Below are 25,929 nucleotides of genomic sequence, written 5' to 3'. Positions count from 1 at the left end.
GTTGTCATATAGGCATGACGGTCGGCGGGGCTGCGGAATCCGCAGCCGACGCGTGGCCGATTTCACCCATGAGGCAGACGCGCCACTCCCGCACCAGGCTCACCCCGGGGGAGGGTGGGCGTCCCCCAGTTCGAAGGCATACGATCCTCTGTTGTGTCCAAACTGACCGACGTGCCCAAACGGATCCTGATCGGGCGCGCCTTGCGCAGTGATCGGCTCGGAGAAACGCTCCTGCCGAAGCGCATCGCCCTCCCCGTCTTCGCTTCCGACCCGCTGTCCTCCGTGGCCTACGCGCCCGGGGAGGTGCTGCTGGTCCTCTCCATCGCGGGCGTGTCGGCCTACCACTTCAGCCCGTGGATCGCGCTCGCGGTCGTCGTGCTGATGTTCACGGTGGTCGCCTCCTATCGTCAGAACGTCCACGCCTACCCCAGCGGCGGCGGCGACTACGAGGTCGCCACCACCAACCTCGGCGCCAAGGCCGGCCTGACCGTCGCGAGCGCCCTGCTCGTCGACTACGTCCTCACCGTCGCCGTCTCCATCGCCTCCGGCATCGAGAACCTCGGCTCCGCGATCCCCTTCGTCGTCGAGCACAAGGTGGCCTGTGCGGTCGCCGTCGTCGTCCTGCTGACGCTGATGAACCTGCGCGGCGTCAAGGAGTCCGGCAAGCTCTTCGCGATCCCGACGTACGTGTTCGTCGCGGGCGTCTTCATCATGATCGCGTGGGGCGCGTTCCGCGGGCTCGTCCTCGACGACACCATGCGGGCGCCGACCGCCGAATACACGATCAAGGCCGAGCACCAGGGCCTGGCCGGTTTCGCCCTGGTCTTCCTGATGCTGCGCGCCTTCTCCTCCGGCTGTGCCGCGCTCACCGGTGTCGAGGCCATCTCCAACGGCGTCCCGGCCTTCCGCAAGCCCAAGTCGAAGAACGCGGCGACCACGCTCGCGGCGATGGGCCTGCTGGCCGTCACCATGTTCTGCGGGATCATCGTCCTGGCCCTGGTCACCGACGTCCGCATGGCGGAGAACCCGGCCGTCGACCTGCTGAAGAACGGCGTCGCCGTCGGCGCCGACTACGTCCAGAACCCGGTGATCACCCAGGTCGCCGAGGCCGTCTTCGGCAAGGGCAGCTTCTTCTTCGTCGTCCTCGCCGCGGCCACCGCCCTGGTGCTGTTCCTCGCCGCCAACACCGCCTACAACGGCTTCCCGGTGCTCGGCTCGATCCTCGCCCAGGACCGCTACCTGCCCCGCCAGCTGCACACCCGAGGCGACCGGCTGGCGTTCTCGAACGGCATCGTGCTCCTCGCCGGCGCGGCCACCTTCCTGATCGTGATCTACGGCGCCGACTCCACCCGCCTGATCCAGCTGTACATCGTCGGCGTGTTCGTGTCCTTCACGCTCAGCCAGACCGGCATGGTCCGCCACTGGAACCGCCACCTGGCCACCGAGACCGACCCGGCCAAGCGCCGCCACATGGTCCGCTCCCGGGCGATCAACGCCTTCGGCGCCTTCTTCACCGGCCTGGTCCTGGTCGTCGTCCTCGTCACCAAGTTCACGCACGGCGCCTGGGTCGCCCTGCTCGGCATGGTGATCTTCTACGCGACGATGACGGCGATCCGTAAGCACTACGACCGGGTCGCGGACGAGATCGCGGCGCCCGAGGGCCCGAGCGACGACAGCGTACGGCCGTCCCGGGTGCACTCGGTCGTGCTGATCTCGAAGATCCACCGCCCGACCCTGCGGGCCCTCGCCTACGCCAAGCTGATGCGCTCGGACACCCTGGAGGCGCTCACCGTCAACGTCGACCCGACGGAGACGAAGGCGTTGCGCGAGGAGTGGGAGCGGCGCGGGATCGACGTGCCGCTGAAGGTCCTCGACTCGCCGTACCGCGAGATCACGCGGCCGATCATCGAGTACGTCAAGGGGCTCAGGAAGGAGTCGCCGCGCGACGCGGTGTCGGTGATCATCCCGGAGTACGTGGTCGGTCACTGGTACGAGCACCTGCTGCACAACCAGAGCGCGCTGCGGCTGAAGGGCCGGCTGCTGTTCACCCCGGGCGTCATGGTGACCTCCGTGCCCTACCAGCTGGAGTCCTCCGAGGTGGCCCGGATGCGGGCCCGTAAGCGGCAGGAGTGGAACGCGCCGGGCTCGGTGCGGCGCGGTCCGGCGGAGCAGGGGCGGCCGAAGGAGTCCTCGGGCTCGGCATCGGGATCGGGATCGGGCTCCGGCTCCTCCTCGGGCACTGGATCGTCGGGCTCGTAGCCCTCGCCGGGGGTTCTTCGGGCTCGCGGCCCCCGCCGGGGGTCTTCGGGCCCGTCGGCCCCACCGGTCCGTGGTGAACGGCCGGACGACAGCCACGTAGACTGGTGGGCTGTTGTCCGGCCGTTCCTCGTTCCGACGTTGTGGAGTCACCCCGCCATGCAGGCAGAACCGAAGAAGACCCTGGTGGGGAACGAGTACGAGGTCGAGATCGGCCCCGTCGCCCACGGCGGGCACTGCATCGCCCGCACCGACGAGGGCCAGGTGCTGTTCGTACGGCACGCGCTGCCCGGCGAGCGGGTCGTGGCGCGGGTGACCGAGGGCGAGGAGGGCGCGCGTTTCCTGCGCGCGGACGCGGTGGAGATCCTGTCCGCCTCCAAGGACCGGGTCGAGGCCCCCTGTCCCTTCGCCGGCCCCGGCCGCTGCGGCGGCTGCGACTGGCAGCACGCCAAGCCGGGCGCCCAGCGCCGGCTCAAGGGCGAGGTGATCGCCGAGCAGCTCCAGCGGCTCGCGGGCCTCACGCCCGAGGAGGCCGGCTGGGACGGCACCGTGATGCCGGCCGAGGGCGACAAGCTGCCTGCCGGGCAGGTGCCGCAGTGGCGTACGCGCGTGCAGTACGCGGTGGACGCGGAGACCGGGCGGGCGGGTCTGCGCCGGCACCGCTCGCACGAGGTCGAGCCGGTGGACCACTGCATGATCGCGGCTCCCGGCGTCAGCGAACTGGGCGTCGAGAAGCGCGACTGGAGCGGCATGGCGTCGGTCGAGGCGATCGCGGCGACCGGGTCGCAGGACCGGCAGGTGATTCTGACGCCGCGTCCGGGCGAACGGCTGCCGATCGTCGAGCTGGACCGGCCGGTGTCGGTCATGCGGGTCGGCGAGAAGGACGGGGGAGTGCACCGCGTCCACGGGCGCCCCTTCGTGCGCGAGCGCGCGGACGGCCGTACGTACCGGGTCGGCAGCGGAGGCTTCTGGCAGGTCCACCCCAAGGCCGCGGACACCCTGGTGACCGCCGTCATGCAGGGCCTGCTGCCGCGCAAGGGGGAGACGGCGCTCGACCTGTACTGCGGCGTGGGCCTGTTCGCGGGCGCCCTCGCCGACCGCCTCGGCGACAAGGGCGCGGTCCTCGGCATCGAGTCCGGCAAGCGCGCGGTCGAGGACGCCCGGCACAACCTCGCGGGCTTCGACCGCGTACGGATCGAACAGGGCAAGGTCGAGTCCGTCCTCCCGCGCACCGGGATCACCGAGGTCGACCTGATCGTCCTGGACCCGCCGCGGGCCGGGGCCGGACGCGGGACGGTGGAGCACCTGGTCTCGCTGGGCGCGCGCCGCATCGCCTACGTGGCCTGCGATCCGGCCGCGCTGGCCCGGGACCTGGGGTACTTCCGGGACGGGGGGTACCGGGTGCGGACGTTGCGGGCGTTCGATCTGTTTCCGATGACGCATCACGTGGAGTGCGTGGCGATCCTTGAGCCTGCCGCAAAGGGCTCCTGACCTGCCGTTTTGGGTGGTGTGCGTCGTGGGCGCTACGGGCGATATCTCGACGCATGTTTGACGCACGTGACGCATGTCTGACGCACATTCTGACGAGTGATCAAGTGCGGGGCGAGGACTGTTGAAGCGTCGACCTGGCCGGCGACGGCGGCCACCCCCCCGACCGGACTGCCCTCCTGGCTCACCAACGAACTCCAGAACCTCCTGGACGGCAGGTCCGGCACACCGCCGACCGGCGGGCGGAAGGCGCAGGCAGCCCCTCGGCGCACCGACTCGCGTCCTGCCCGCCAGCGCCCGGCGTCCACCCGCCGGGGCCGGACCACATCCCCCGAAGTCGCCCGCCCGGCTCGGCCGGCGCGGTCGGCCCCGCCCGCGACCCGGACAGCGTCCGTCGCCCGAGCCGGTCCGGCCCTACTCCCGCGCCGAACGGCTACTCGATGTCCACGACGTCACGTACCCAGCGCTTTGCGAGCCACCCGTGTCGCTGGTGGGCACGTACGGGCAAGAGGTCCGCGAGGTCGTGGGGAACCGTGCGCGGATGGGACGCCGGCCCCGAGGTCACCGCCTGGCTCGGCTTGGCCGCCGAACACCGCAGTCACCTCTACGAGAGCCACCACGCCGCCCAGGTCACACCGCACGTGCTCGGACTGCTCGACCGGCTCGGCGCCACCGCGCTCGACGTGATTCTGCTCGACGCCTACGCGCGATGGGCGACCCCTCGGAAGGTGGGCGAACAGTCGAGTGAACACGCCCGGCGTCGTGCCGCCGCCGACCTTGCGCTCGGCGCGTGGGCTGCCAAGCAGGGGCTGGTGCGCATGGGCGCGGGGGTGGCGCAGCAGCCCGCCAGGTCCGTCTTCGAGGGAGTGGCCCGGCAGATCCTCGGCGTGCTCAGTCTCTGTGGCGAGCACGAGGTCGCCCGGCGGCTGGTCGCCTCCGTGTGGCCCGACCGCCGGCACGGGATCACCTTGCAGGCCAGCAGCCCGGCCAGGGCGGCGAACTCGTGCCCGAGCACGGACCGCCGCCCCTCCCGGCGGCGTCCGATGGCCGCCTCGTTGTCCCGGACGAGTGCCCTCGGCACCGCTTTCCAGCCGGACAGCAGGTCCCGGTGCCCGCTGACGAGGTCGGCGGCCTGCCGCGACGGCAGCATCCGCCCGGTGATCACCCGGGAATAGCCGGCCACCATCACCAGCACCGGCGGGTGCCCGGTCTGCCCGAAGCCCAGCGGGATGTCCGCCGGCGGGGGGAACCACAGATCGCACTGCGCCAGCTCGCCGGGCTGATACGCCGTCCGCGAGATGGGGTCCGCCGGCAGATACACCGGCCGCAGTTCCCGCACCCGCCGCTTCAGCACCGACAACGACCGTTCCCACCCGATCCGCTCGGCGATCACCGTCGCGGGCATCCGCGGATACTCCGCCAGCGACTCGCGGATCGCCGGCTCCACCGCGTCCAGGATCGAGCCCCTCGGCGCCCGCCGGTACTTCGGCGGACCGTCGCCGGCCACGGCCCGCCGCACGGTGTTCCGGGCGATCCCCGGATGCCGCCCCTCATGGGCAGACCTCGGCTGACGCGGCACTGGCTCGGCCAGCGCCCGGGGAACCAGCCGAAGCGGGCCGGGGGCTGGTGGCGCGGGCGGCGAAGAGGTCGTTGAGCCGCAAGCCTGACCGAACAGGTCATCGCGGGAGAGCACGCCCATCAGAGCTGGTTCGAGACACCGGTGGAGGTTTCCAGGAGCAGAGGCAGGAACTGGCGGACTTCGTCCGACGTCGCCTGCTGGGCGGATGCGACCAGGGCGAGAGTCCCCGCTGCTCGTCCCTGCCCGGGGTCCCGGACAGGGACCGCCAGAGCGATGATTCCCCGCTCCGAGACCTCATCGTTGAGGGCCCAGCCCCGCCGTCGCACGAGCGCGATGCGGCGCCGGAGTTCTCGCAGGTCGAACCCCGGATCACGAGGATTGCCGGGAACCCCGAGCGGATACAGCTCCAGCAGCTCCTGCTCGGGCAGATCGGCGAGAAGCACATGCCCTGACGACGTGCTGTGCGCCGGCAGCAACCAGCCGTCGCGCGACGGCAGGCGGCATCTGCGCGAGGACATCCCCACGAGAGACCGGACGCCGTTGCCCTCAAGAATGCAGAAGTTGACGGAGTGACCCGTCACTTCGCTGATCTCCGCCAGGAAGGGAAGCACAGCGGCCTCGACGCTGGGCGGCCGCGGAGGGGCGGACGGCGGACCGAAGCCCGCACTCCAGTGGTAGACGTGACTGTGGTCCTGGGTCACCCAGCCGCGCGCGTGGAGGGCGGAGAGCAGGCGATAGGCCGTCGGCTCGGAGAGCCCCAGCAATCCCGCTGCCTCACGCACCCTGATCGACTTGCGCTCGGCCAGGATCTCCACGAGCCGCAACGCGTTCCGCACACTGTTCGCCCCGGCGCCGGGCGGCACCGGCCGGGGCTCGCCGGCACCTGCCATGCGTACTTCTCCTCAGCCAGGCTGGACCTCCATTATCAGCCTGCTCAGCGTCGCCCCTGTCGCCGCACCAGGTGGAGAACCGGAAGTCGACACCCACCCCCCGGAGAGGGCTCCTACTCCGTCTCGACGATCTGGTTCGTGATCTCCCCGATGCCGTCGATCCACGCGCGGGTTACGTCGCCGACCCGCAGGAAGTGGTCCCTGCCGGCCCCTACGCCCGCCGGCGTCCCGGTCAGCAGCACGTCCCCCGGTTCCAAGGTCAGCCACTGGCTCGCGCCGGCGATCAGGTCCTCGATCCGGATGACCATGTTGGATGTCGAGGAGTTCTGCAGGGGCTCGCCGTTCACGTCGAGCCCGAGCGACAGGTCGTGCGGTTCAGGCACCAACCAGGCCGGGACGATGCCGGGGCCGAGCGGACAGAAGCCGTCCTGGCCCTTGTGCGCGAGCCAGTCGAACTGGAACACCGGCGCGACGCCGTCCGGATTCGCGAAGTCGCCACGTGCGGAGATGTCGTTCGCCACCGTGTATCCGGCGACATGCTCCATGGCCAGGTGACTCGGGATGTGCCGTCCGCCCCGACCGATGACGACCGCGAGTTCCACCTCCCAGTCGAGGCGGGGGTCACTCGTCCGCGGCATGACGACCGGTGTGTCCGGTCCGATGACGGTCGTGGTCGGCGGCTTGAGGAAGAGGAACGCCCGGCCGTCCGCTTTGGGCGCCTGCGCGCCCATCTCGGCCGAGTGATCGAGGTAGTTGGCCCCGGCGCCCAGCACCTTCGAGGGATAGGTCAAGGGCGCGGAGAGCCTGGCCCCGGGAATCTCGGGCAACTCGTCGACGCGCAGCTCGTTTCCGAGCTGAGAGAGGACCTCACTCGCGGCCGACCAGTCCCGCAGGAGCTGAAGCGCATCCTGGCCGTGGAGTCCCCCTGGCAACGCCCGTATCACGGTGCTGCTCAGCACACATGCCCGGGGCTGGGGGTCGTCCTCGGTGACGTACTGGGCCAGTGACCATGCAGGAGATTTCATACGGCTCACTGTCCTGGCCCGGGGGTCAGGCGCAGAGGCCACACCCGCGACTTTTCGCACCGTGAAATCTCTGCCGCCGACTGACTTCCGCGCACCGTGAACGGTCGATGCTCATTCCGCCGGAGCGACAACGACTCGGGCAGCAGAACGCCGCGCCCGGTGCCGAAGAGAGGTGGATCCGTGATCGAGATCGAGCGCACCCTTACGGTGAACGACGGAACAGGCCCCGACCTGACCGTCGACCAGATGTGGGACGGGCTGATCGACAAGGCCCGCAACCCGATGCGATACGTCCCCGAGATCACCGCGTGCACGGTCACCGAGGAGTTCGACGGGGGAATCGTCCGCGACATCATCAACTTCGGAAAACCCGTCACCGAGGTCGTCACCTGGTACCCCCAGCGTCTGGTGCACTTCGTTCGCACCCGCGGCGAGGTCATGGGCACGATCGACAACGACCTCCAGGCCGACGAGCAGGGCGGGATGCAGCTCACCTTCCGCTTCCGGCTCGCCGTCAGGGGCATGGAGCCCGGTGGGGCGGAGGAGCACGCCTTCGCCCAGGAGATGGCCACCGGCTACCTCAACGCCGTGAAGACGACGATTCGGATGGCCCGCGAGAAGGCTCACGGTGCTGCCTCGTCCGGAGCCGGGCAATGAGCGGGGCATCGGTTGACAGGCGCGCCGAGGTCGACGCGATCTTCGCAGTCATCGACGCCGTGGACATCGACGCACTGGTCGCGCACTTCGCGCCTGACGGCACCCAGCGTTTCGGAAATCAGGAGCCCGCGCGGGGGCGTGCGGCGATCGCCGAGGCGAACCGCTCGTTCCTCGGATCGCTCGACGGCATCAGCCATCGGGTGATGAGCGTGATCGGGCACGACCGTACGACGGCGATCGAGCTGGAGGTCACCTACCGGGTCGGCGGACGGACGGTGACCATTCCCGTGGCCACCGCCTACGACACGAACGCCGACGGCTTGATCTCCGACTACCGGGTGTATTTCGACCCCGCACCCGTCTTCGGTACGACCATGGAGAACGATCGGCCATGACTTCTGAACACTTTCCGGCCGTCGAGCAGGATCGCCTCGCCGAACCGCTCGACCTGGGCAAACGCATCCTGCGCCACAGAATCGTGCAGGCACCGCTGTCCGTCTCCTACGGGAGCCCCACCGGCGAGGTCACGGCCGCGACGGTCGGGCACTACGCGCGCCGCGCGGCCGGCGGTGCCGCCATGGTGATGACGGAGAACTTCGCCGTCAGCCAGGCGGGACGCCAGCTTCCCCGGCAGGGCCTGATCTCCGGCCCCGAGTACCTCGACGGGCTCAGCGAACTCGCGAGCGCCATCAAGTCGCACGGCGCCCTCGCGGTGATCCAGATCGTGCACGCGGGTCGCTACGCGGGTCCGTGGGAGCAGTACGAGGCGGCCCGACGACTCGCCCCGAGCGCGGTTCCGTTCGGCCTCACGGCCACACGCACCGTGACTCCCGCCGAGGCCACACTCGAAGAGCTGGAGCAGGCCCGCCGCGAATTCGTCGCGGCCGCCCGACTCGCGCGCGACGCCGGCTTCGACGGAGTCCATGTGCACGGTGCCCAGGGCTTCCTCCTGTCCTCCTTCCAGTCGCCCCGCATGAACAAGCGGTCCGACGAATACGGCGGGGACTTCGACGGACGCACCCGTCTCGCGCGGGAAGTCGTCTCGGACATCCTCGACGCGGTCGGCGACGACATGCTGGTCGGCTACCACCTGATGAGCGACGAGATGATGCCGGGCGGCTGGGGGCCGTCGGAAGCGGCCCGACTGGCACACGGCCTCGGGGAGATCGGTGTCGACTTCATCGCACCGATCCCGACGACGTTCGAGTCGATCCGCGAGCAGGTCCGCCTCACGGGCAACGACCCGACCGTCTTCAACGCCGACGTCTTCCGGGAGATCTCCGCAGCCACCGACACTCCGCTGTTCGCGAACGGTGGGCTGGGCAGTCCCGGGGACGCCCGAGCGGTGCTCGACAAGGAACTCGCCGACGTGATCATGCAGGGCCGTCCCCTTCTCGTGGATCCGGACTGGAGCCACAAGGCGCTGAACGGCAAGGAGGACTCGATCGTCGTGTGCTCCTGCGACCCGGCCACCTGCAAGACGACTCAGCTCACCGGGGTCGTCTGTCACTCCTGGTCCGAGGCCGACCAGTCCCGGGGATTCGTCGGCGTCTGAGGAATCGACATCTGAGGAATCGGAATCGGGGGAAAGAAGAAGAAGGAGCGAAAAATGCGAGTGCGAGGAATCCTGCACTACGGCCTGCAGGTCCCGTCGCTGGGCGTCGGGCACGACTTCTACAGCAACTTCGGTCTGCAGGTGCAAGAACGCGATCAGGCCCTCACGGTCCGGTGCGAGGGCCGCGAAATGGATCAGGCCGTCCTCCATGAGGGCCCCCGCAAGAAGCTGCGGTACGTCGCCTTCGCGGTCGACGAGGGGTCTCTCGCCGACTGGAAGAAGCACCTCGAGTCCACCGGGACCGCTCTGGCCGACGCCCCGAAGGGTGCGGACCAGTCAGGACTGTGGTTCACGGACCTCAACGGCGTCATGGTGAACCTTCGAGAGGATCCGCTCGCTCCTTGGCGCAAGGCGCTCCCGGAGGAGCAGGAGTTCAACTTCGGGGACAACATCCAAAGGGTCGACCGGCCGCGCTGGCAGGCCGCCGGCACGCCGGCCTCCCCGCGCCGCCTGAGCCACATGCTGATGTGGGTCCCGGACATGGCGAAGGCGGAACAGTTCTACAAGTCCCGCCTCGGCCTGAAACTGTCGGACCGGATCCCCAACAAGGTGACGTTCATGAATTCCGGACCCGGTGACCACCACGTGTTCGGATTCGTCCAGTCGACGCACGTCGGCCTTCACCACTCCAGCTGGGAAGTCACCAACTTCGACCAGATCGTGAACGGAGCGCAGACCATGGCCGACAAGGGTCACGTGGGCTGGGGCCTGGGCCGTCACACGATCGGCTCGAACATGTTCCACTACATCCAGGATCCCTGGGGGAGCTGGATCGAATACAGCGCCGACATGGACCGGATCACCGAGGCATGGGAACCCCACGACTACGCCGTGCCCCCGGCGGTCTGGTGCCCGATCGAACCGGCAGCCTTCAACACGAACTTCGAGCAGCCCAGCTGACCCCTCACGGACCGGAATCCGGCGCGATCACGCCCAGGATGCCGGCGAGGTGAAGGGCGGTCTCCAGTGCCAGCCGGCGTTCGCCGACGGGGTGTCCGAGAAGGCGTTCGGCCTGCTCCAGGCGGTAGCGCACGGTGTTGTGGTGGATACCGAGCCGGGCGGCGGCCGCGCGGAAGTTGCTGTTGGCCTCGTAGAACGCCATCAGCGTTGCCCGCACCCGGCCCGTGGGCTCGTCGTCGGCGATGAGTTCGCCCAGCGTGGCCTCGATGTAGTCCCGTGTCCGGTCGATCCCCGAGCCGGTACAGAGCACGGCGAGTTCGACATCGGCGTAGTCCGTGACCGTCCCGGCCTGCCGACCGGCGAGCACGGCGATCTCCACCGCCTCGACCGCCTCTCGATGACTGCGGCGGAACCCATCCAGTCCGCGCCCCGGTCGTCCCGCGGCGAGCAGCACCGGCCCGGAGGGGGCGGGAAGCCGCGGGCTCGCCGAGGCGGGCCAGGGCAGCCAGCACCACAACGTCCGTCCGTCCGGCCGTACCGCCAGGTAGTCGGAGACGCCCAGCCCACTGCCCAGCGCGCGCAGCGCGGCGTTGAGGGCCGCGCCGGACGGTCGTTCCGAGCAGTCCCGGAGGACGAGTGCCCGATGTGTACCTCGCATGCGGTATCCCAGTCTGCGGCCGGCAGCGTCGGCGCTGACGTCCGGATCGGTCAGGACCGCGTGGAGCTCGTCGAGCCGTGCCTGCGACCGCTGCTGCGCGAGCCGGTCGGCCTCGGCACGGTATTCGCGCGCCACCTGCTCGCACATCACGTCCAGCCACGCGAGTTGGTAGGCCGTCCCGTATCTGATCACCACGATTCCCGCCGGGCCGGGAACCCCGTGATCGACGACCGCGTCGGCCCATCGGTCGATGACGTGGGAGGCCACCAGTCGGTAGCCGCGCAGCAGCGAGTCGAGGGAGAGACCTGTTCTCACCAAGTCGCGTGTGTAGGCGCTCACTTCGGGGGTGGAGATCACCTGGTCGGTGGGGACGCCCCGGCCGAGATTGTCCAGGAAGGCGGTGGTGTTCGCGTCACAGCTGGCGTGAATCAGCTCGGCGATCTGCGGCGGCCGCAACTCGGGCATCAGCCCGATGACGTGCTCGGCCATGTCGTGGGCGAGCGACGCCTTCGCCGCCAGCAGTGCGTCGGCCACGGCCCGAACGTGCTCCCAGGGCACCTCGCGCGAGAGTCGGCCTTCCACGGGGCCTCCGTTCTCTGCGCCAAATGGTCAATGACTGAACCTTGATCTGACCACTTGACCGTAGTTCTGAACACTTCCCGAGCCTAGTCTCGATCAAAATACTCCAGGTAGGAGCCGCAATGGACCACGACGTTGTCGTCCTCGGAGCCGGATTCGCCGGCTTGTACGCAGTTCACAAGTTCCGTGACGAGCTCGGATTGAGTGTCCAGGCCTTCGACGCCGCCGAAGGGGTGGGCGGCACGTGGTACTGGAACCGGTATCCCGGGGCACGCTGTGACATCGAGTCGATCTACTACAGCTACTCCTTCTCCGACGAGATCCAGCGTGAGTGGCAGTGGAGCGAGAAGTACGCGGGCCAGCCGGAGATCCTGGCCTACCTGGAGTGGGCCACGGACCGGCTCGACCTGCGACGCTCCATCCAGTTCGGCACCCGGATCACTTCCCTGACGTGGGACGAGTCCGCCGCGCGCTGGATCGTGTCCGCCGACGACGGCACGACGCACAGCGCACGCTTCGTGATCTCGGGCGTGGGACCGCTGTCCCACGCGAAGGACCCGGAGTTCAAGGGCCTCGACACGTTCCAGGGCGAGCTCTACCGCACCAGCGACTGGCCGCACGAGCCGGTGGACCTCGCCGGCAAGCGGGTCGCGGTGATCGGCACAGGGTCCTCCGGCATCCAGGTCGTCCAGACGATCGCCGACCAGGTCGGCCGGCTGACGGTCTTCCAGCGCACGCCGAACTACGCGACACCGCTGCGGAACAAGCCCTACGACGAGAACCAGCGCGCCTGGAACTGCGAGAACTGGGAGCAGCTGCGCAGCGGGTCGCGGGAGAGCCCGGCCGGACTGCCCTACGAGGGCAGCGGGAAGCCGGCGCTGGTCGTCGACCCCGACGAGCGGCGCCGGGTGTTCGACCAGGCCTACTACGAGGACGGCGGCTTCCACATGCTGGCGACCTTCGTCGACCTCATGTACGACGAGCGCGCCAACGACACGGTGAGCGACTACATCCGCGAGCAGATCAAGGCCCGGGTCAAGGACCCGGTGAAGGCGGAGCTGCTCTCCCCGAAGGACCACCCCTACGCCACCAAGCGGCCGCCGATGGAGACCGAGTACTACGAGGCATTCAACCTCCCGCACGTGGACCTCGTCGACGTGCGCACGGCACCGATCGTCGAACTCACCGAGACCGGCCTCCGTACGACGCAGGCGTCCTACGAGTTCGACGTGATCATCCTGGCGATCGGCTTCGACGCGTACACGGGTGCCGTCACCGCCATACCCACCACCGGCCGCGACGGTCTGACCATCCAGGACGCGTGGGCGAACGGCCCGCGGAACTACCTGGGCGTCTCGACCGCCGGCTTCCCCAACTTCTTCAACATCGCCGGCCCGCTGAACGTGACCGGCCAGTTCCCCACCCCGCTGGTCATCGAGGAGCAGGTCGACTACGCCGCGGGGGCGGTGCGGACGGTTCTCGCCGCCGGGGCGAACAGCGTCGAGGCGACCCCCGAGGCCGAGCAGACCTGGATCGACACGGTCAACGGCGTCTTCGACCTGAGCCTGTGGGCCAAGACCGAGAAGTCCTGGTACCGGGGCGGCAACATCGAAGGCAAGGCCAACACGGCCTACTTCTTCACCGCGGGCGGACCGTTCTACCTGGCCCTGCTCGCCCAGAGCGCGCACTCGGGCTTCGGCGGCCTGGCGTTCGACGACAAGCCCGTGGACCTCCCGCCCCTGGCGCGGCTGGACCCCGCCGCCGCGCTGACCGTCGCGATGATGATGAACTCCGGCGCCAAGCCGGTCGAGCAGATCTCGATCGAGGAGTTCCGGGCCGTCTACGAGCAGACGGCCTTCCTGCAGCCGCCCGGCCCGGACCTGCGCGTGGAGGACCTCGCCGACCCGCGCGTGCGGGTGTACGTGCCGTCGGAGGAACAGTCGCTGCCGGTCGTGCTGTACTTCCACGGCGGAGGCTGGGCCGCCGGGTCGGCCGACGCGGGCGACCCGCTGTGCCGGTCCACCGCCGCCCGGCTGGGCGCCGTCGTCGTCTCCGTCGACTACCGGCTGGCCCCCGAGCACCCCTTCCCGGCCGCCCCCGAGGACGCCCTCTCCGCCCTGCACTGGACCAGGGAGCACATCGCCGAGTACGGCGGCGACCCCGAGCGGATCGCGCTGCTCGGCGACAGCGCCGGCGGGAACCTCGCGGCCGTCACCGCCCTGCAGGCCCGCGACGAGGGCATCCCGCTGGTCGCCCAGGCCCTCGTCTACCCCGCTGTCGACCCCGAGTCGGACACGCCCTCGCAGAAGGAGTTCGCCGAGGGGCCGTTCCTGTCCACGGCGGCGGGCAAGAAGTTCTGGCAGATCTACCTGGCCGGCGCCCCGGTCACTCCGCTCGCCGCCCCCGCGCGGGCATCCCTGGCCGGTGTGACTCCGGCGCTGGTGGTCACCGCCGAACTCGACCCCCTCCGCGACGAGGGCGAGCAGTACGCGGGCACCCTCGCCGCAGCGGGCGTGGCCGTGGAACAGCACCGCGTCCCCGGCCTGTTCCACGGCAGCTTCACCATGGGCGCGGGCATCCCCCGGGCACAGGAGATGCACGACCTGGTCGCGCAGTTCCTCACCGCGCGGTTCGACCGCACCACGGCACGCGCCTGACCTGTCCGACGGGCTGATCGCCGAGCCGTGCAGCCACCCCCGGCTGCACGGCTCTCCCCGCGCCGCAGACCGTCGCGCTCCACCACGACTTCCTCCCGGGGCCGTCGTGATCCTGTCCTCGAGCGCGGTCTTCAGTAGCTCGAGCGGGAGATCCTGCGGAGGGCCGCGAAATCCTCGAACCGGCGGCCAAGGGCTCCTGATCCGCCGCACCGGCGCGAGGGCGACGCGGCCCCGCCGGTCGGTCGTTCAGTTCATGCTCGCTCCTCCAGCCGGGCGGGCGCGCTTCCGCCGTCGGTCCGGGTCTCCAGGGCGCGCAGTACCGCCACCATGTCCTCGTCGCCGTGCCCCTGGTCCACGGTCTCGCCGTAGAGGGCGTGGCACACGTCGAGGAGCGGGGAGGCGAGGCCGGCCTTGCGGGCGGCCTCGGCGATCAGCCGGTTGTTCTCCAGCACGTTGGTGGCGGCCGCCTGGACCGAGAAGTCGCGGGACAGCAGCTTGGGTCCCTTCACGCGGGAGACCCCGCTGGCCATCGGGCCCGCGTCCAGGACGTCCCGGAGCAGGCGCTGGTCGAGTCCCTGCCGGTCGGCGAAGTGATACGCCTCGGTCAGTCCCGTGACCATGGTGATCAGGAACAGGTTCACGGAGAACTTCATCAGCAGCGCGCCCGGCACCGCACCGCAGGCGAACGTCTCCCGGCACAGGGGTGCGAGCAAGGGGCGTACGGCCGCCACGGCGTCGTCGTCGCCCGCCAGCATCCCCACCAGTTCGCCCCGCTCCGCGGGGACCCGGGATCCGGAGACCGGGGCCTCCACATAGCGGCCGCCCGCGGCCCGGATGTCGTCCTGCAGACCGCCCGAGTACTCGGCGGAGGTCGTGCCCATGTGGACGACGGTGTGTCCGGCGACGCACGCGGCGAAGTCCGGTGTGCCGCGTCCCAGGACCGTGTCCACGGCGGCCTCGTCGGCCAGCATCAGGATCACGGTCCCGGCCCGCTCGAAGATCTCGGCGGGGCTCGCCGCGACCTCGGCCCCGGCGGCGCGCAGCGGTCCGCACCGGCCGGGGGTGCGGTTCCACACGACCAGGGGGGTTCCGGCGCGGGCGAGGTTGAGGGCCATGGGCTGCCCCATGACCCCGAGGCCGACGAAACCGACGTACACGACGCACCACCACTCCCGGCCGGCCATGGACTATGACAGCGGTCATAGTAGTCGAACTCTATGACGGCGGTCATAGGATGCTCGCGGGAGCTCGACGCAAGGGGAGATGACCGAGGATGTCCGAACGAGGGCCGCGTGAGCGGATGGTCTTCAGCGCGGCCCAGCTCATCCGGCGCGACGGGGTCGCCTCCACCGGCATGCGCGAGATCGCCGCCCACGCCGGGGCGCCGCGTGGGTCGCTCCAGCACTACTTCCCCGGCGGCAAGGAGCAGCTCGTCAACGAGGCGGTCGGCTGGGCGGGACGGTACGCCGGCAACCGCGTCGCCCGCTTCCTGGCCGCGCTGCCCGAGCCGACGCCCGGCGGGCTGTTCGCCGAGATGGTCCGTCAGTGGACCGACGAGTACGAGACCGCGGGCTTCTCGGGCGGCTGTCCCGTCGCCGCGGCCACCGTCGACTGCGCCGAGTCGACCGCGTCCACGCGCGAGGCCGCGTCCGCCGCGTTCGGCACCTGGACGGGACCGGTGGCCCGGGCCCTGGCGGACATGGGCGTCCCCGAGGAACGGTCCACGGCGCTCGCCACGCTCATGATCAGCACCCTGGAGGGGGCGATCCTCATCGCCCGGGCCGAGCGGGACGTCCGCGCCCTGACGACCGCGGCCCGGGAACTCGGCCCGTTCCTCGACGCGGCGGTGCGCCGGGACGGCTGACCGAGCGCCCGGCCATTCCGCCGTGTGGGACGCCTCCGCCGTCGGCCCGGCACCGTCACTCGTTGATCCACCGGTACCGCCGCTCCGGCCGCCCCGTCCCGCCGTAGCGCAGGCGGACCTCCGCGCGGCCGGTGTCGGTGAAGTGTTCCAGGTAGCGGCGGGCGCTGACCCGGGACAGCGCGGCGGCGGTGGCGCAGTCGGCCGCGGACATGTCCGTCTCGGCCGAGCGCAGTACGCGGGCCACGAGTTCGGCGGTCTGCGCGGTCAGGCCCTTGGGCAGCGGGGCGGCTCCCCGGGGGCGGCTGCCGAAGACCTGGTCGACGTCCCCCTGCCCGGCCTGGGTGAGGGCGCGGAGTTTGGAGTGGAGGGTGGCGAAGTGCTGGAGCTGGTCGTACAGGGCCCCGTAGGTGAAGGGTTTGATCAGGTAGTGCAGGACGCCGCCGTGCATGGTGCCCCGGATGGTGTCCACGTCGTTGGCGGCGCTGATCACGATCACATCGGTCTGTACGGCCCCCGAGGTGCGGATGCGCCGCAGCACGGTCAGCCCGTCGATGTCGGGCAGATAGATGTCCAGCAGGACCAGGTCGGGCCGCAGCTCGGTGACCATGCGCAGCGCGTCGCTCCCGGTGTGGGCCACCCCCACCACCGTGAACCCCGCGGTCCTCGACACGAAGCCGCTGTGCACCTTGGCGACCATGAAGTCGTCGTCGACGACGAGCACCCTGATCATGCCCGCACCTCCGGTCCGATCGGCAGCGTCGCGGTGAAGACGGCGCCGTCGGCGTTGTGCAGACCGACCGTGCCGCCGCGGCGCACACACGTCTGGCGGGTGATGGCCAGGCCCAGACCGCGCTGCCCGCCCTGCTCCGCCGCCTTGGTGGTGAAGCCGTGCCGGAACACCTCCTCGGCGATACCGGGCGCGATCCCGGGCCCCGAGTCCCGCACCACGACACGCACCACGCCGTCCTCCTCGCCCAGCTCCACCTCTATCCAGCCCGCCCCGTCCGCGGTGTGCCCGCGCAGCGCGTCGAGCGCGTTGTCCACCAGGTTCCCGAGCACGGTCACCAGGTCCGTGGCCAGCGCCTCGCCGACGGGACCGAGGTCGCAGGACTCGGACAGCCGCAGCCCGACGCCCTGCTCCGCCGCGAGGCTGGACTTGGCGATGAGCAGCGCGGACACCGAGGCGTCGGCGATCTTCGCGGTCACCTCGGTCTGCCACTGGTCGCGGCTGGCGGAGACCCTGCGGACATAGCGGTGCACCTCGTCGTACTCGCCGAGCTCGATCAACCCGGCGATGGTGTGCAGCCGGTTGCTGAACTCGTGGGCCTGCGCGCGCAGGGTGTCGGTGGTGTTCCGGGTGGCGTCGAGCTGGTCCTGCAGCCGGATCAACTCCGTACGGTCACGCAGGGTGACCACCGCGCCCAGGGTCCGGTCGCCCCGGGTGATCGCCATCCGGTTCAGCACCAGCACCTTGCCCCGGCGCAGGCCGATCTGGTCGCTTCCGGCGGCCGCACCGGTGAGCACGTCGACCAGGCGCTCGTTGAGCCCGAGGTCGTGCACCGAGCGGCCGATCACGCCCTCCGGCAACGCCAGCAGCGCCGTGGCCTGGTCGTTGACCAGGGTGATCCGGTGCTGCTGGTCGAGGCCGACGACGCCCTCGCGGATGCCGTGCAGCATGGCCTCCCGGTGCTCGACGAGCCCGGTGATCTCGGCGGGCTCCAGCCCCAGGGTCTGCCGCTTCACCCACCATGCCAGCGTCAGCGAGCCCGCGACACCGAGCCCGCTGGCGATGCCGAGCAGGACCAGCAGCTCGGGGAAGGCGCTGGTGAGGATCTGCCAGATGCTCGGCAGCACCTGCTCCGCGGCGACGTACCCGCTGATGCGCTGGGTCCGGTCCGAGATCACGGGGACATGGGCGACGACCGAGCCGTCGATGACACCGACCCAGGCGCGGCCCTCGGTCACCGTGGACGCGCCGAGCGGCATCGGCCTGCCGATCCGTTCCGGGTCCTGCGAGGTGAGCACCGTCCTGTCGGGCCGGGCCACGGCGACCGTGCTCGCCCCGGACAGCATCTGCGCCCTGGTCGCGAACGGGGCCAGGTTCGGGTGCTGCCGCGGGTCGTCGAGCAGCTCGCGCAGACTCGGGTCGGCCGCCAGGTCCTCCGCGACGCCCAGCATCCGCCGGGACTCCGTGGCGCGCATGGTCCGGTCGGCCTGCTCCATGGCGATCGCGGCGACGGCGGCCAGCAGCACCAGCACGATCAGCAGCTGGAGTACCAGGAGCCGTCGCGCCAGCGAGCCCTTTCTGCCCACGTCACACACCTCCTGGCCGCGTTGCCTGCCGGACAGTGTGACTCGCCCGATCCGGCCAGTACACAGATCGGCGTGAACACAATGACCACAACCCCCGGCCCGCCCGACGCGCGCAGGCCGGCCACGTCCGGGACGGCCGGCCCGCACGACCGCCGCTGGTCACGAAGTGGTTTCCTGCCGGCCGAGGGCAGACAGCGCGCGCGGACGTGCCGCAGGATGCCCTACGAATCCAGCGTGGAGACGGCCGGGAGGCGGGAGTGGCGGTGACGACGTCGGCGACGAGGCGGACGAGGCTCGCGGCCCGGCCGCGGCTGCTCGCCGTGGTGGTCGCGGTGGTGGTTGCGGTGGCCGCGGTGGGGCTGGGTACCTGGGCCGCGGTCGGCCGGCCAGATCCGGACGGCGCACTGACCGGGCTGCGGATCATGGCGCCGAACAACCCCGGCGGAGGGCACGACATCACCGCCCGTACCTCGGCGAAGATCATGGAGGACGCGGGCATCGCGCGCACGGTCGAGGTGTTCAACCTTCCGGGCGCCAGCGGCACGGTCGGTCTCGGCCGGCTGGTCGCCGAGGACGGCAACGGCAGGCTGGCCATGGTGATGTCCCTGGGCGTGATCGGCGGCAGCTACGCCCACTCGTCGCGGGTCACGCTGGCCGACACGACACCGATCGCCCGGCTGCTGGAGGAACCCGAGATCGTCGTGGTCTCCGCGAACTCCCCGTACACCGACATCGGGCAGCTGATCGACGACTGGAGATCCGACCCCGGCAAGGTCGCGGTCGGGGGCGGGTCCGCGCCCGGCGGCCCGGACTACCTGGCGCCGATGCTCATGGCCAAGGCCATCGGCCTGGATCCGAAGAAGGTCGACTACGTGCCGTTCGACGGCGGTGGCGAACTGGCCGCGTCGGTGATCGGCGACAAGGTCGCGTTCGGGGTGTCCGGCATCGGTGAGCACATCGACCAGGTCGAGGCGGGCACGCTGCGGGTGCTGGCGGTGACCGGCCCGGAGCGCATCGAGGGGGTGGACGCGCCGACCCTGCGGGAGGCGGGCGTCGACGTCGAGTTCACCAACTGGCGCGGGGTGGTGGCCCCGCCGGGGATCAGCGACGCCGACCGCCGGGCGCTAGTCGAGGCCTACACCGAGATGCACGGGACGCGGCAGTGGAAAGCCGCGCTGGAGCGCAACGGCTGGCGCGACGCGTTCCAGACCGGTGACGACTTCGGCGCCTTCATCGGGCAGCAGACCGACGAGGTCGAGTCGGTGCTGGAGGAACTCGGGCTGACGTGAGCACGAGCAGGCGCCGTAGGTGACACGCGGCACGACCACAACGACCAAAAGGACCACTACGACCGCAGGCGCCCGATCGATTTACCGCGGTGAATCCGCTCCCTAACCTCCCGGCAACAGGTGCCACAGGGCACGCTCGAGGAGGACACCCATGCCCAGAACCACCCAGCCCGGCCCCCGACGTTCCACCGTCACGGGTATGGCGACCGCGCTCGTCCTGACTCTCGCGCTCGGGACGCTGACCGCCTGCGGGGGCGGCGACGACTCTCCCACGGTGGCGGAGAACAAGATCTCCGCCGGCCAGGTGCCCGACTACTACCCCGAGGACTACGCGGACCTGATCGAGGCGGCCAAGAAGGAGGGCGGCAAGGTCACCCTCTACTCCAACCTCGGCGACGACAACATGGCGCCCATCGTCCGGGACTTCAAGAAGAAGTACGACTTCATCAAGACCGTCGACGTCAACGAACTCGACAGCGACGAGCTGTTCCAGAAGGTCCTCTCGGAGAACGCGGCCGGCAAGTCCCCCGCGGACGTGCTGATCTCCAGCGCGGCGAGCGCGTGGGCGGACTTCTCCGGACGCGAGGGCACGGTGCTGGAGTACGCGTCGCCGGAGGCCGCCAAGCTCGGCGACGAGGCGGAACTGCTGCCCAGCGTCTACTCGATGTCCAAGGACCCGATGACGATCGCCTACAACACCTCGCTGGTGGAGAAGGCGCCGACCGGCATCGCCGACCTGGCCGCGATCATGAAGGCCGACAAGGGCAAGTTCAAGAACAAGGTGACGGTCCGTGACCCGGAGGGCTCCTTCGGCTTCACGGTGACCCGTGCCCTCACCGAGGGCAACTCCGGGGCGTGGGACGCGCTGGAGACGATCCTCCCGCTCACCCGCCCGGAGACCTCCTCCGGCACCCAGCTGGAGAAGATCGTCGCCGGCGAGTACTCGGCGGGCTTCCTGATCAGCGCGTCCCCCGCGTACCCGGTCGTCGAGGACAGCGCCGGCCTCGTGAAGATCGTCTTCCCGAAGGACGGCACCGTCGTCCTGCCGCGCGGCATCGGCATCGCCGCCAAGGCGCCGCACCCGGCCACCTCGAAGCTGTTCCTGGACTTCGCGCTGTCGGAGGAGGGCCAGCGCGCCGTCGCCGAGGGCGGCCTGTCCTCCTACCGGGAGGGTGTCGAGGGCGAGGGCCTGCACACCTACCAGGAGGTCGTCGACGCGGTCGGCGAGGACAACATCATCCCCGTCGAGTACACCCCCGTCGCCAAGGACGACGCCGACGCCTGGCTCGACCGCTTCAACGGACTCGCCAAGAAGTAGGCACGCTGACGCGACGATCGGAGCCAGAGCACATGTCAACCCTGACCCCACCGCCCCGCACAGCGGCCGACGACCACGCGGAAGCGTTCAGGCCGCCGCGCTACCGCCGTCCCTTCGGCATCGGACGGGACCAGGCCGTCCAGTACGCCGTCCTCGCGTTCCTCGCCGTCCTGGTACTGGCTCCGATCGTCCCGACCCTCTACCAGAGCGTGCGCAACCGCCCGCTCTACGAGGCCGGTGGAGCCTTCACTCTCCACGGTTACGTCGACCTCTTCACCGAGGCCGGCTTCGGCGAGGTGGCGCTCAACACGCTGCTGTTCGCCACGCTGACCACCCTGCTGAGCCTGGCCATCGCCATCCCGATGGCGGTCGTGGTGGTCCGTACGAAGCTGCCGGGCGGCCGGCTGATCGCGCTGACGATGCAGTGGCCGTTCTTCATCTCCTCGCTGATCCTGGGCTTCGGCTGGATCATCATGTACGGCCCGGCCGGGTTCGTCAGCATCAAGGTCCAGCAGGTCTTCGGCAGTGTGCCGTGGAACCTCTACTCGATTCCCGGGATGGCCCTCACGGAGGCCGTGGCGCTCGCCCCGATCGCCTACGTGTTCTGCGCCAACGCGCTGCGGCAGTCGGACGCGTCCCTGGAGTCGGCGGCCCAGATCTGCGGCGCCGGACCGCTGCGGATCCTGGCGCAGGTGGTCGTGCCGCTGCTGCGACCGCCCATCGTCTACAGCGCCATCCTGGTGTTCTCCATCTCGCTCGAGACGCTGAGCGTGCCGCTGCTGTACGGCCAGCCGGTGAACATCGACGTGTTCTCGACGTTCCTCTACCACAACGGCCTGACGTCGGTGGACCCCGACTACACGGTCCTGGGCGCCGCCTCCACGCTCATCCTGCTGGTCGCGCTCAGTCTGGTGGCGGTGCAGGCCAAACTGCTCAAGAACGCCGCCCGGTTCGTGTCCGTGCGCGGCAAGGCGACCCGCCCCCGCAAGCTCGACCTGGGCTGGCTGAAGTGGGTGAGCATCGTGTTCATCTGGTGCTACGTCATCGCCGGCGCCCTGATCCCGATCGTCGGCCTGGTCTTCCGGTCCTTCACGCTGATCTTCACCCCGCTCCAGTCGCCGCTGAAGACGGTCACCACCCAGAACTACGAGATCGTGTTCGAGTCGGACAACTACGTCCGGTCCCTCTGGAACAGCCTCATCGTCGCCGGGGTCGGCGCGGTGACGATCAGTGCCCTCGCGGTGATCGCGGTCATGGTCGCCCGACGCTCCACCTTCCGCTTCGGCCGTGCCGTGGAGTACCTCGCGCTGATCCCGCAGTCGATGCCGGGCATCATCGTCGGTATCGGCTTCTTCTGGGCCCTCGCCCTCGCCCCGTTCGGCATCGGCACCGTGCTCCAGGGCACGATCTACGCCGTCATCATCGCCTTCGGCATCCGCGCCCTGCCCAGCGCGTTCGGCTCGGTCGCCCCGGCGATCATGCAGATCGGCGGCGAACTCGACAACGCGGCCCGGGTCTCCGGCGCCGACTGGGTGATGACGTTCTTCCGCGTGCTGCGGGCCCTGCTCACCCCGGCCTTCGCCGGTGCGCTGGTGCTCACCTTCGTGATCATGCTCAAGGAGTACTCACCCGCGGTGTTCATCAGCTCCGCGGACAACAACATCCTGGGAACCACCATGCTGAGGCTCTGGACCCAGGGCCGGGCCGGATCCGTCGCCGCTCTGGCAACCCTCCAGATCGCCATCACCGCGGTCTTCGTCGCACTCGCAGGTCTGCTCATGAAGGGAAAGCACGATGCCTGAGGTGACCGTCAAGAACCTGGCCAAGACGTTCGGCGACAACTCCGTCCTGCGCGACGTCACCTTCACCATCAAGGACGGTGAGTTCTTCACCCTCCTGGGAGCCAGCGGCTGCGGCAAGTCCACCACGCTGAACTGCATCGCCGGGCTCGAGCAGCCCACCGAGGGCTCCATCACCGTCGGCGGGAGGCCCTTCGTCGACACCTCCGCCGGGGTCTTCCTGCCCCCCGAGGAGCGCAACCTCGGCATGGTGTTCCAGTCCTACGCCCTGTGGCCGCACATGACCATCGCGAAGAACCTGGCGCTGCCCCTGAGCATCCGCAAGGTCCCGAAGGAGAAGCAGAAGACCCTCATCCACGAGGCGCTCGACAAGGTCGGCCTCGCCGAGCTGAGCAACCGCTACCCCCATCAGCTCTCCGGCGGCCAGCAGCAGCGCGTCGCGCTCGCCCGCGCACTGGTCTACTCCCCGACGGTCCTGCTGCTGGACGAGCCGCTGTCCAACCTGGACGCCAAGCTCCGCGAGCAGGCCCGCGCCTGGCTCAAGCGCCTCCAGGCCGACCTGGGCATCACCACCGTCTACGTCACGCACGACCAGGACGAGGCGCTCGCGCTCAGCGACCGGATCGCGGTGATGGAGGGCGGCAACATGATCCAGATCGGTACGCCGCACGAGATCTACGAGCGGCCCGCCGCCCCCGCGGTGGCGGCCTTCGTGGGCCGCTGCAACTTCCTCACCGGCCGGGTGCTCGGGCAGGAGGGCAGGCGGTACCGGATCCTCCTCGACTGCAGCGACGACGTGGTGGAGGTCGACAGCGACGAGCGCGTCGAGGGCGGCCGTACCGTCACGGTGGCGATCCGTCCCGAACGGCTCGAGGTCGTCCCGCCGGCCGGGGCGTCGTCCGCCACCAACCGGCTGAACACCCAGGTCGTCACCGGCTCCTACGTCGGCTCCCGCTACGAGTACGACGTCCGTCTGGGCAACCAGGTGGTCCAGGTCCTGAGCAACCACGGCGGACTGGCCGACGAGGTGGCGCTCGTCTTCGAGCCCTCCCACGCACTGCTCTACGCGGACACCGTCGACCTCCCCGAGGAGCAGCGCGACCTGATCACCGTCGCCTCCTGACGTCAACCCCGGCCCGGTGCGGGGCCGGTGACGCGCACCACCTGGCGGGAGCGAGCAGGATCACGCCAGGTGGGGCGGTATTGGCCAGATGCGCGGCACAGGGTACCGTCGCTCTGATATCGACGACGGCATCGCGGAAGCCGGTGGGAACCCGGCACGGTCGCGCCACTGTGGACGGTGCGCCCCTCGACGGGGCGGACCGCGAGTCAGACCCGCGCCCGTCGTCCTGTGCACCACCGAGATGGGACGCGAACTCCCAGAGGAGGCCCTGCCATGGCGCAGCACGTCGCCCAGCCGACCCCCACCGCACCCGCCGTACCCACCAAGCTCCCGCTGAAGGACATCGCGCCCTGGGCGGTCTTCTTCGGCATCCTGATGCTGGTCCTGCTGTACTTCGTCGGCGCCGAGCAGGGCGCCACCTCCGTCGTCTCCGGCGAGGGAGTCCACGAGTGGGTGCACGACGCCCGCCACCTGCTCGGCTTCCCCTGCCACTGACGAGGGACGCCGCACACCCATGAACTCCGCAACGGTAAGAAACCTGCTCGTGCGGGGCATGCTCGCCGGTCTCGGGGCCGGCGTGCTCGCCCTGGTCGTCGCCTACTTCCTCGGTGAGCCGAACGTCGACGGCGCCATCGGCTTCGAGGAGTCCCACTCTCCCGCGCACGAGCACGAGGTCGAACTCGTCTCCCGCAGCCTGCAGTCCACCCTCGGCCTCGCCACCGGCGTCCTGGTCTACGGGGTGGCCTTCGGCGGGATCGCCGCGCTCGCGTACTGCTTCGCCCTCGGCCGGGTCGGCCGCTTCGGCCCGCGGGCCACGGCGCTGCTCCTCTCGGGTGCCGCGCTGATCGCCGTGTACGTCGTCCCGTTCCTGAAGTATCCGGCGAACCCGCCCGCGGTCGGTGACCACGACACCATCGCCAAGCGGACCACCCTGTTCTTCCTGATGATGCTGCTCGGCGTCCTCCTCGCGGTCGCCGCGGTGATCGCCGGCAAGCGGCTCGCGCCCAGGCTGGGCAACTGGTACGCCTCCGTCGTCGCCGTGCTCGGCTTCGTCGCCGTGATCGGTCTGGCGTACGCGTTCCTGCCCGCCGTCAACGAGGTCCCGGCGGACTTCCCGGCCACCCTGCTGTGGCGGTTCCGCCTCTCCACCCTTGCCCTGCAGGTCACGCTGTGGGCGGGCTTCGGCCTCGTCTTCGGCGAACTGGCCGAACGGCTGCTGAACCCGAAGCCCGCCGCGACGGTGTCCGCGGGCACGGCGGTGGCCGCCCCGCGGTAAGCCGGACAGGACGTCGAGAGGGCCCGCGGACCTGTCCGCGGGTTCTTTCGCGTTCCCGTCACATCCCCGAGTCCAGTGGGTGCCCGAGCCGCAGGTTCCACCGGCCGTCGCGCCCGCTGACCGAGGTGAGCGTCAGGGGCGGTACGTCGAGCCGCCAGAAGGCCGCCGGCGGAGCCCCCAACACCCGCACCACCACCGCCCGCACGATCTCCGGCTCGACCACCGCGAGGGTGTGGCCGTCCGTTTCCTGCGCCGCGCGCAGCCAGTGCGCCACCCGTGCGCACAGGTCCGTCACGGACTCCCCGCCGTGGGGCGCCGAGTCCGGGTCGGTGAGCCACCGGGCCACCGCCTCCGGCTCGGCGGCGCCGACCTCGGCGAGGGTCAGGCCCCGCCAGCGCCCGACGTCCAGCCCCGCCAACTCCCGTGCGTCCTCCGCGTCCAGACCGAGGGCGGCGGCGGTCTCCCGGCAGCGCACACCGGGCGAGACCACGATCCGCGCGGCCGCGGGCAGTGACCCGGCCGCGGCACGGGCCCGTGCCTCCCCGCCCGCGTCGATCGAGCCGCCGTCGTCGAAGCGGGCCTGACGCAACGACGAACTCATCGCGGGCGAGACGAAACTGACGCGCGTGGTCACCTGAGGGCT

The 25,929-nt window shown here is 70.3% G+C and carries 21 protein-coding genes, 1 pseudogene and 1 riboswitch; of the genes and pseudogenes, 14 read left to right on the top strand and 8 right to left on the bottom strand.

Annotated elements, in window-relative coordinates; all coding sequences use genetic code 11:
* Nucleotides 1–153: 153 nt before the first annotated feature.
* Together ACIRF9_RS12370 and ACIRF9_RS12365 are read left to right on the top strand one after the other, a co-directional pair.
* On the top strand, nt 154–2,259 hold the full coding sequence (locus ACIRF9_RS12370) for an APC family permease (protein WP_403819621.1): 2,106 nt from the start codon (nt 154–156) through the stop codon (nt 2,257–2,259).
* Nucleotides 2,260–2,415: 156 nt separating this feature from the next.
* A complete protein-coding gene (locus tag ACIRF9_RS12365) occupies nt 2,416–3,747 on the top strand; it encodes a class I SAM-dependent RNA methyltransferase (protein WP_403819619.1) in 1,332 nt (443 codons plus the stop codon).
* A gap of 949 nt (nt 3,748–4,696) precedes the next feature.
* Here ACIRF9_RS12365 and ACIRF9_RS12360 read toward each other — a convergent pair.
* The 3 genes and pseudogenes from ACIRF9_RS12360 to ACIRF9_RS12350 form a co-directional block, all read right to left on the bottom strand.
* Nucleotides 4,697–5,281 (bottom strand): annotated as a pseudogene (locus tag ACIRF9_RS12360) (IS21 family transposase); the annotation flags it as partial.
* 161 nt (nt 5,282–5,442) lie between these two features.
* Entirely contained in the window at nt 5,443–6,213 is a 771-nt protein-coding gene (locus ACIRF9_RS12355) for an IclR family transcriptional regulator (protein ID WP_403819617.1), read from the bottom strand.
* Between the two features lie 113 nt (nt 6,214–6,326).
* A complete protein-coding gene (locus tag ACIRF9_RS12350) occupies nt 6,327–7,238 on the bottom strand; it encodes a fumarylacetoacetate hydrolase family protein (RefSeq protein ID WP_403819615.1) in 912 nt (303 codons plus the stop codon).
* A 180-nt stretch (nt 7,239–7,418) separates the two neighbouring features.
* Here ACIRF9_RS12350 and ACIRF9_RS12345 point away from each other — a divergent pair, with 180 nt between their 5' ends.
* The 4 genes from ACIRF9_RS12345 to ACIRF9_RS12330 are packed head-to-tail and all read left to right on the top strand — an operon-like array spanning nt 7,419 to nt 10,410.
* Nucleotides 7,419–7,895 (top strand): SRPBCC family protein, encoded by a 477-nt coding sequence (locus tag ACIRF9_RS12345; RefSeq protein ID WP_403819613.1) that lies wholly within the window; start codon nt 7,419–7,421, stop codon nt 7,893–7,895.
* Nucleotides 7,892–8,290: a nuclear transport factor 2 family protein gene (locus ACIRF9_RS12340; protein WP_403819611.1), complete on the top strand. Its 399-nt coding sequence runs from the start codon at nt 7,892–7,894 to the stop codon at nt 8,288–8,290. The genes ACIRF9_RS12345 and ACIRF9_RS12340 overlap by 4 nt, the downstream gene beginning before the upstream one ends.
* Nucleotides 8,287–9,450 (top strand): NADH:flavin oxidoreductase, encoded by a 1,164-nt coding sequence (locus ACIRF9_RS12335; protein ID WP_403819609.1) that lies wholly within the window; start codon nt 8,287–8,289, stop codon nt 9,448–9,450. The genes ACIRF9_RS12340 and ACIRF9_RS12335 overlap by 4 nt, the downstream gene beginning before the upstream one ends.
* 54 nt (nt 9,451–9,504) lie before the next feature.
* A complete protein-coding gene (locus ACIRF9_RS12330) occupies nt 9,505–10,410 on the top strand; it encodes a VOC family protein (protein WP_403819607.1) in 906 nt (301 codons plus the stop codon).
* A 4-nt stretch (nt 10,411–10,414) separates the two neighbouring features.
* Here ACIRF9_RS12330 and ACIRF9_RS12325 read toward each other — a convergent pair whose 3' ends face one another.
* Complete coding sequence (locus ACIRF9_RS12325) at nt 10,415–11,602, bottom strand: PucR family transcriptional regulator (protein WP_403819605.1); 1,188 nt, start codon at nt 11,600–11,602, stop codon at nt 10,415–10,417.
* Nucleotides 11,603–11,769: 167 nt separating this feature from the next.
* Here ACIRF9_RS12325 and ACIRF9_RS12320 point away from each other — a divergent pair, with 167 nt between their 5' ends.
* The gene (locus tag ACIRF9_RS12320; RefSeq protein WP_403819603.1) at nt 11,770–14,304 is read left to right on the top strand and encodes an alpha/beta hydrolase fold domain-containing protein; all 2,535 of its coding nucleotides are present in this window, start codon (nt 11,770–11,772) and stop codon (nt 14,302–14,304) included.
* A gap of 251 nt (nt 14,305–14,555) precedes the next feature.
* Here the strand turns inward: ACIRF9_RS12320 and ACIRF9_RS12315 are convergent, their stop codons facing one another.
* Entirely contained in the window at nt 14,556–15,488 is a 933-nt protein-coding gene (locus ACIRF9_RS12315; RefSeq protein WP_403819601.1) for an NAD(P)-dependent oxidoreductase, read from the bottom strand.
* 89 nt (nt 15,489–15,577) lie between these two features.
* On the opposite strand from ACIRF9_RS12315, the gene ACIRF9_RS12310 reads away from it, so the two are divergent.
* A complete protein-coding gene (locus tag ACIRF9_RS12310; protein ID WP_403819599.1) occupies nt 15,578–16,168 on the top strand; it encodes a TetR/AcrR family transcriptional regulator in 591 nt (196 codons plus the stop codon).
* 55 nt (nt 16,169–16,223) lie between these two features.
* On the opposite strand, the gene ACIRF9_RS12305 is transcribed toward ACIRF9_RS12310, so the two are convergent.
* The gene (locus tag ACIRF9_RS12305) at nt 16,224–16,898 is read right to left on the bottom strand and encodes a response regulator (RefSeq protein ID WP_403819597.1); all 675 of its coding nucleotides are present in this window, start codon (nt 16,896–16,898) and stop codon (nt 16,224–16,226) included.
* A complete protein-coding gene (locus ACIRF9_RS12300; protein ID WP_403819595.1) occupies nt 16,895–18,481 on the bottom strand; it encodes an ATP-binding protein in 1,587 nt (528 codons plus the stop codon). The genes ACIRF9_RS12305 and ACIRF9_RS12300 overlap by 4 nt, the downstream gene beginning before the upstream one ends.
* 257 nt (nt 18,482–18,738) lie before the next feature.
* Here ACIRF9_RS12300 and ACIRF9_RS12295 point away from each other — a divergent pair, with 257 nt between their 5' ends.
* The 6 genes from ACIRF9_RS12295 (at nt 18,739) to ACIRF9_RS12270 (ending at nt 25,286) form a co-directional block, all read left to right on the top strand.
* Nucleotides 18,739–19,770 carry a Bug family tripartite tricarboxylate transporter substrate binding protein gene (locus tag ACIRF9_RS12295; protein WP_403819593.1) on the top strand — a complete coding sequence of 344 codons (1,032 nt, stop codon included), beginning with the start codon at nt 18,739–18,741 and terminating at the stop codon, nt 19,768–19,770.
* A 151-nt stretch (nt 19,771–19,921) separates the two neighbouring features.
* Nucleotides 19,922–21,088, top strand: a complete 1,167-nt coding sequence (locus ACIRF9_RS12290; RefSeq protein ID WP_403819591.1) for an ABC transporter substrate-binding protein — start codon at nt 19,922–19,924, stop codon at nt 21,086–21,088.
* Nucleotides 21,089–21,120: 32 nt separating this feature from the next.
* Nucleotides 21,121–22,890 (top strand): ABC transporter permease, encoded by a 1,770-nt coding sequence (locus ACIRF9_RS12285; RefSeq protein WP_403819589.1) that lies wholly within the window; start codon nt 21,121–21,123, stop codon nt 22,888–22,890.
* Entirely contained in the window at nt 22,883–24,010 is a 1,128-nt protein-coding gene (locus ACIRF9_RS12280; RefSeq protein WP_403819587.1) for an ABC transporter ATP-binding protein, read from the top strand. The genes ACIRF9_RS12285 and ACIRF9_RS12280 overlap by 8 nt, the downstream gene beginning before the upstream one ends.
* 135 nt (nt 24,011–24,145) lie before the next feature.
* A riboswitch (cobalamin riboswitch) is annotated at nt 24,146–24,222 on the top strand.
* A gap of 61 nt (nt 24,223–24,283) precedes the next feature.
* A complete protein-coding gene (locus ACIRF9_RS12275; RefSeq protein ID WP_403819585.1) occupies nt 24,284–24,505 on the top strand; it encodes a CbtB-domain containing protein in 222 nt (73 codons plus the stop codon).
* A 19-nt stretch (nt 24,506–24,524) separates the two neighbouring features.
* Entirely contained in the window at nt 24,525–25,286 is a 762-nt protein-coding gene (locus tag ACIRF9_RS12270) for a CbtA family protein (RefSeq protein WP_403819583.1), read from the top strand.
* A gap of 58 nt (nt 25,287–25,344) precedes the next feature.
* On the opposite strand, the gene ACIRF9_RS12265 is transcribed toward ACIRF9_RS12270, so the two are convergent.
* Nucleotides 25,345–25,920 (bottom strand): histidine phosphatase family protein, encoded by a 576-nt coding sequence (locus ACIRF9_RS12265; protein ID WP_403819581.1) that lies wholly within the window; start codon nt 25,918–25,920, stop codon nt 25,345–25,347.
* Nucleotides 25,921–25,929 lie beyond the last annotated feature (9 nt).

Origin of the sequence: Streptomyces sp. NPDC096132 (assembly GCF_044763345.1) — a bacterium.
GTDB lineage: Bacteria > Actinomycetota > Actinomycetes > Streptomycetales > Streptomycetaceae > Streptomyces.
This window is presented reverse-complemented; position numbering and strand designations above follow the sequence as displayed.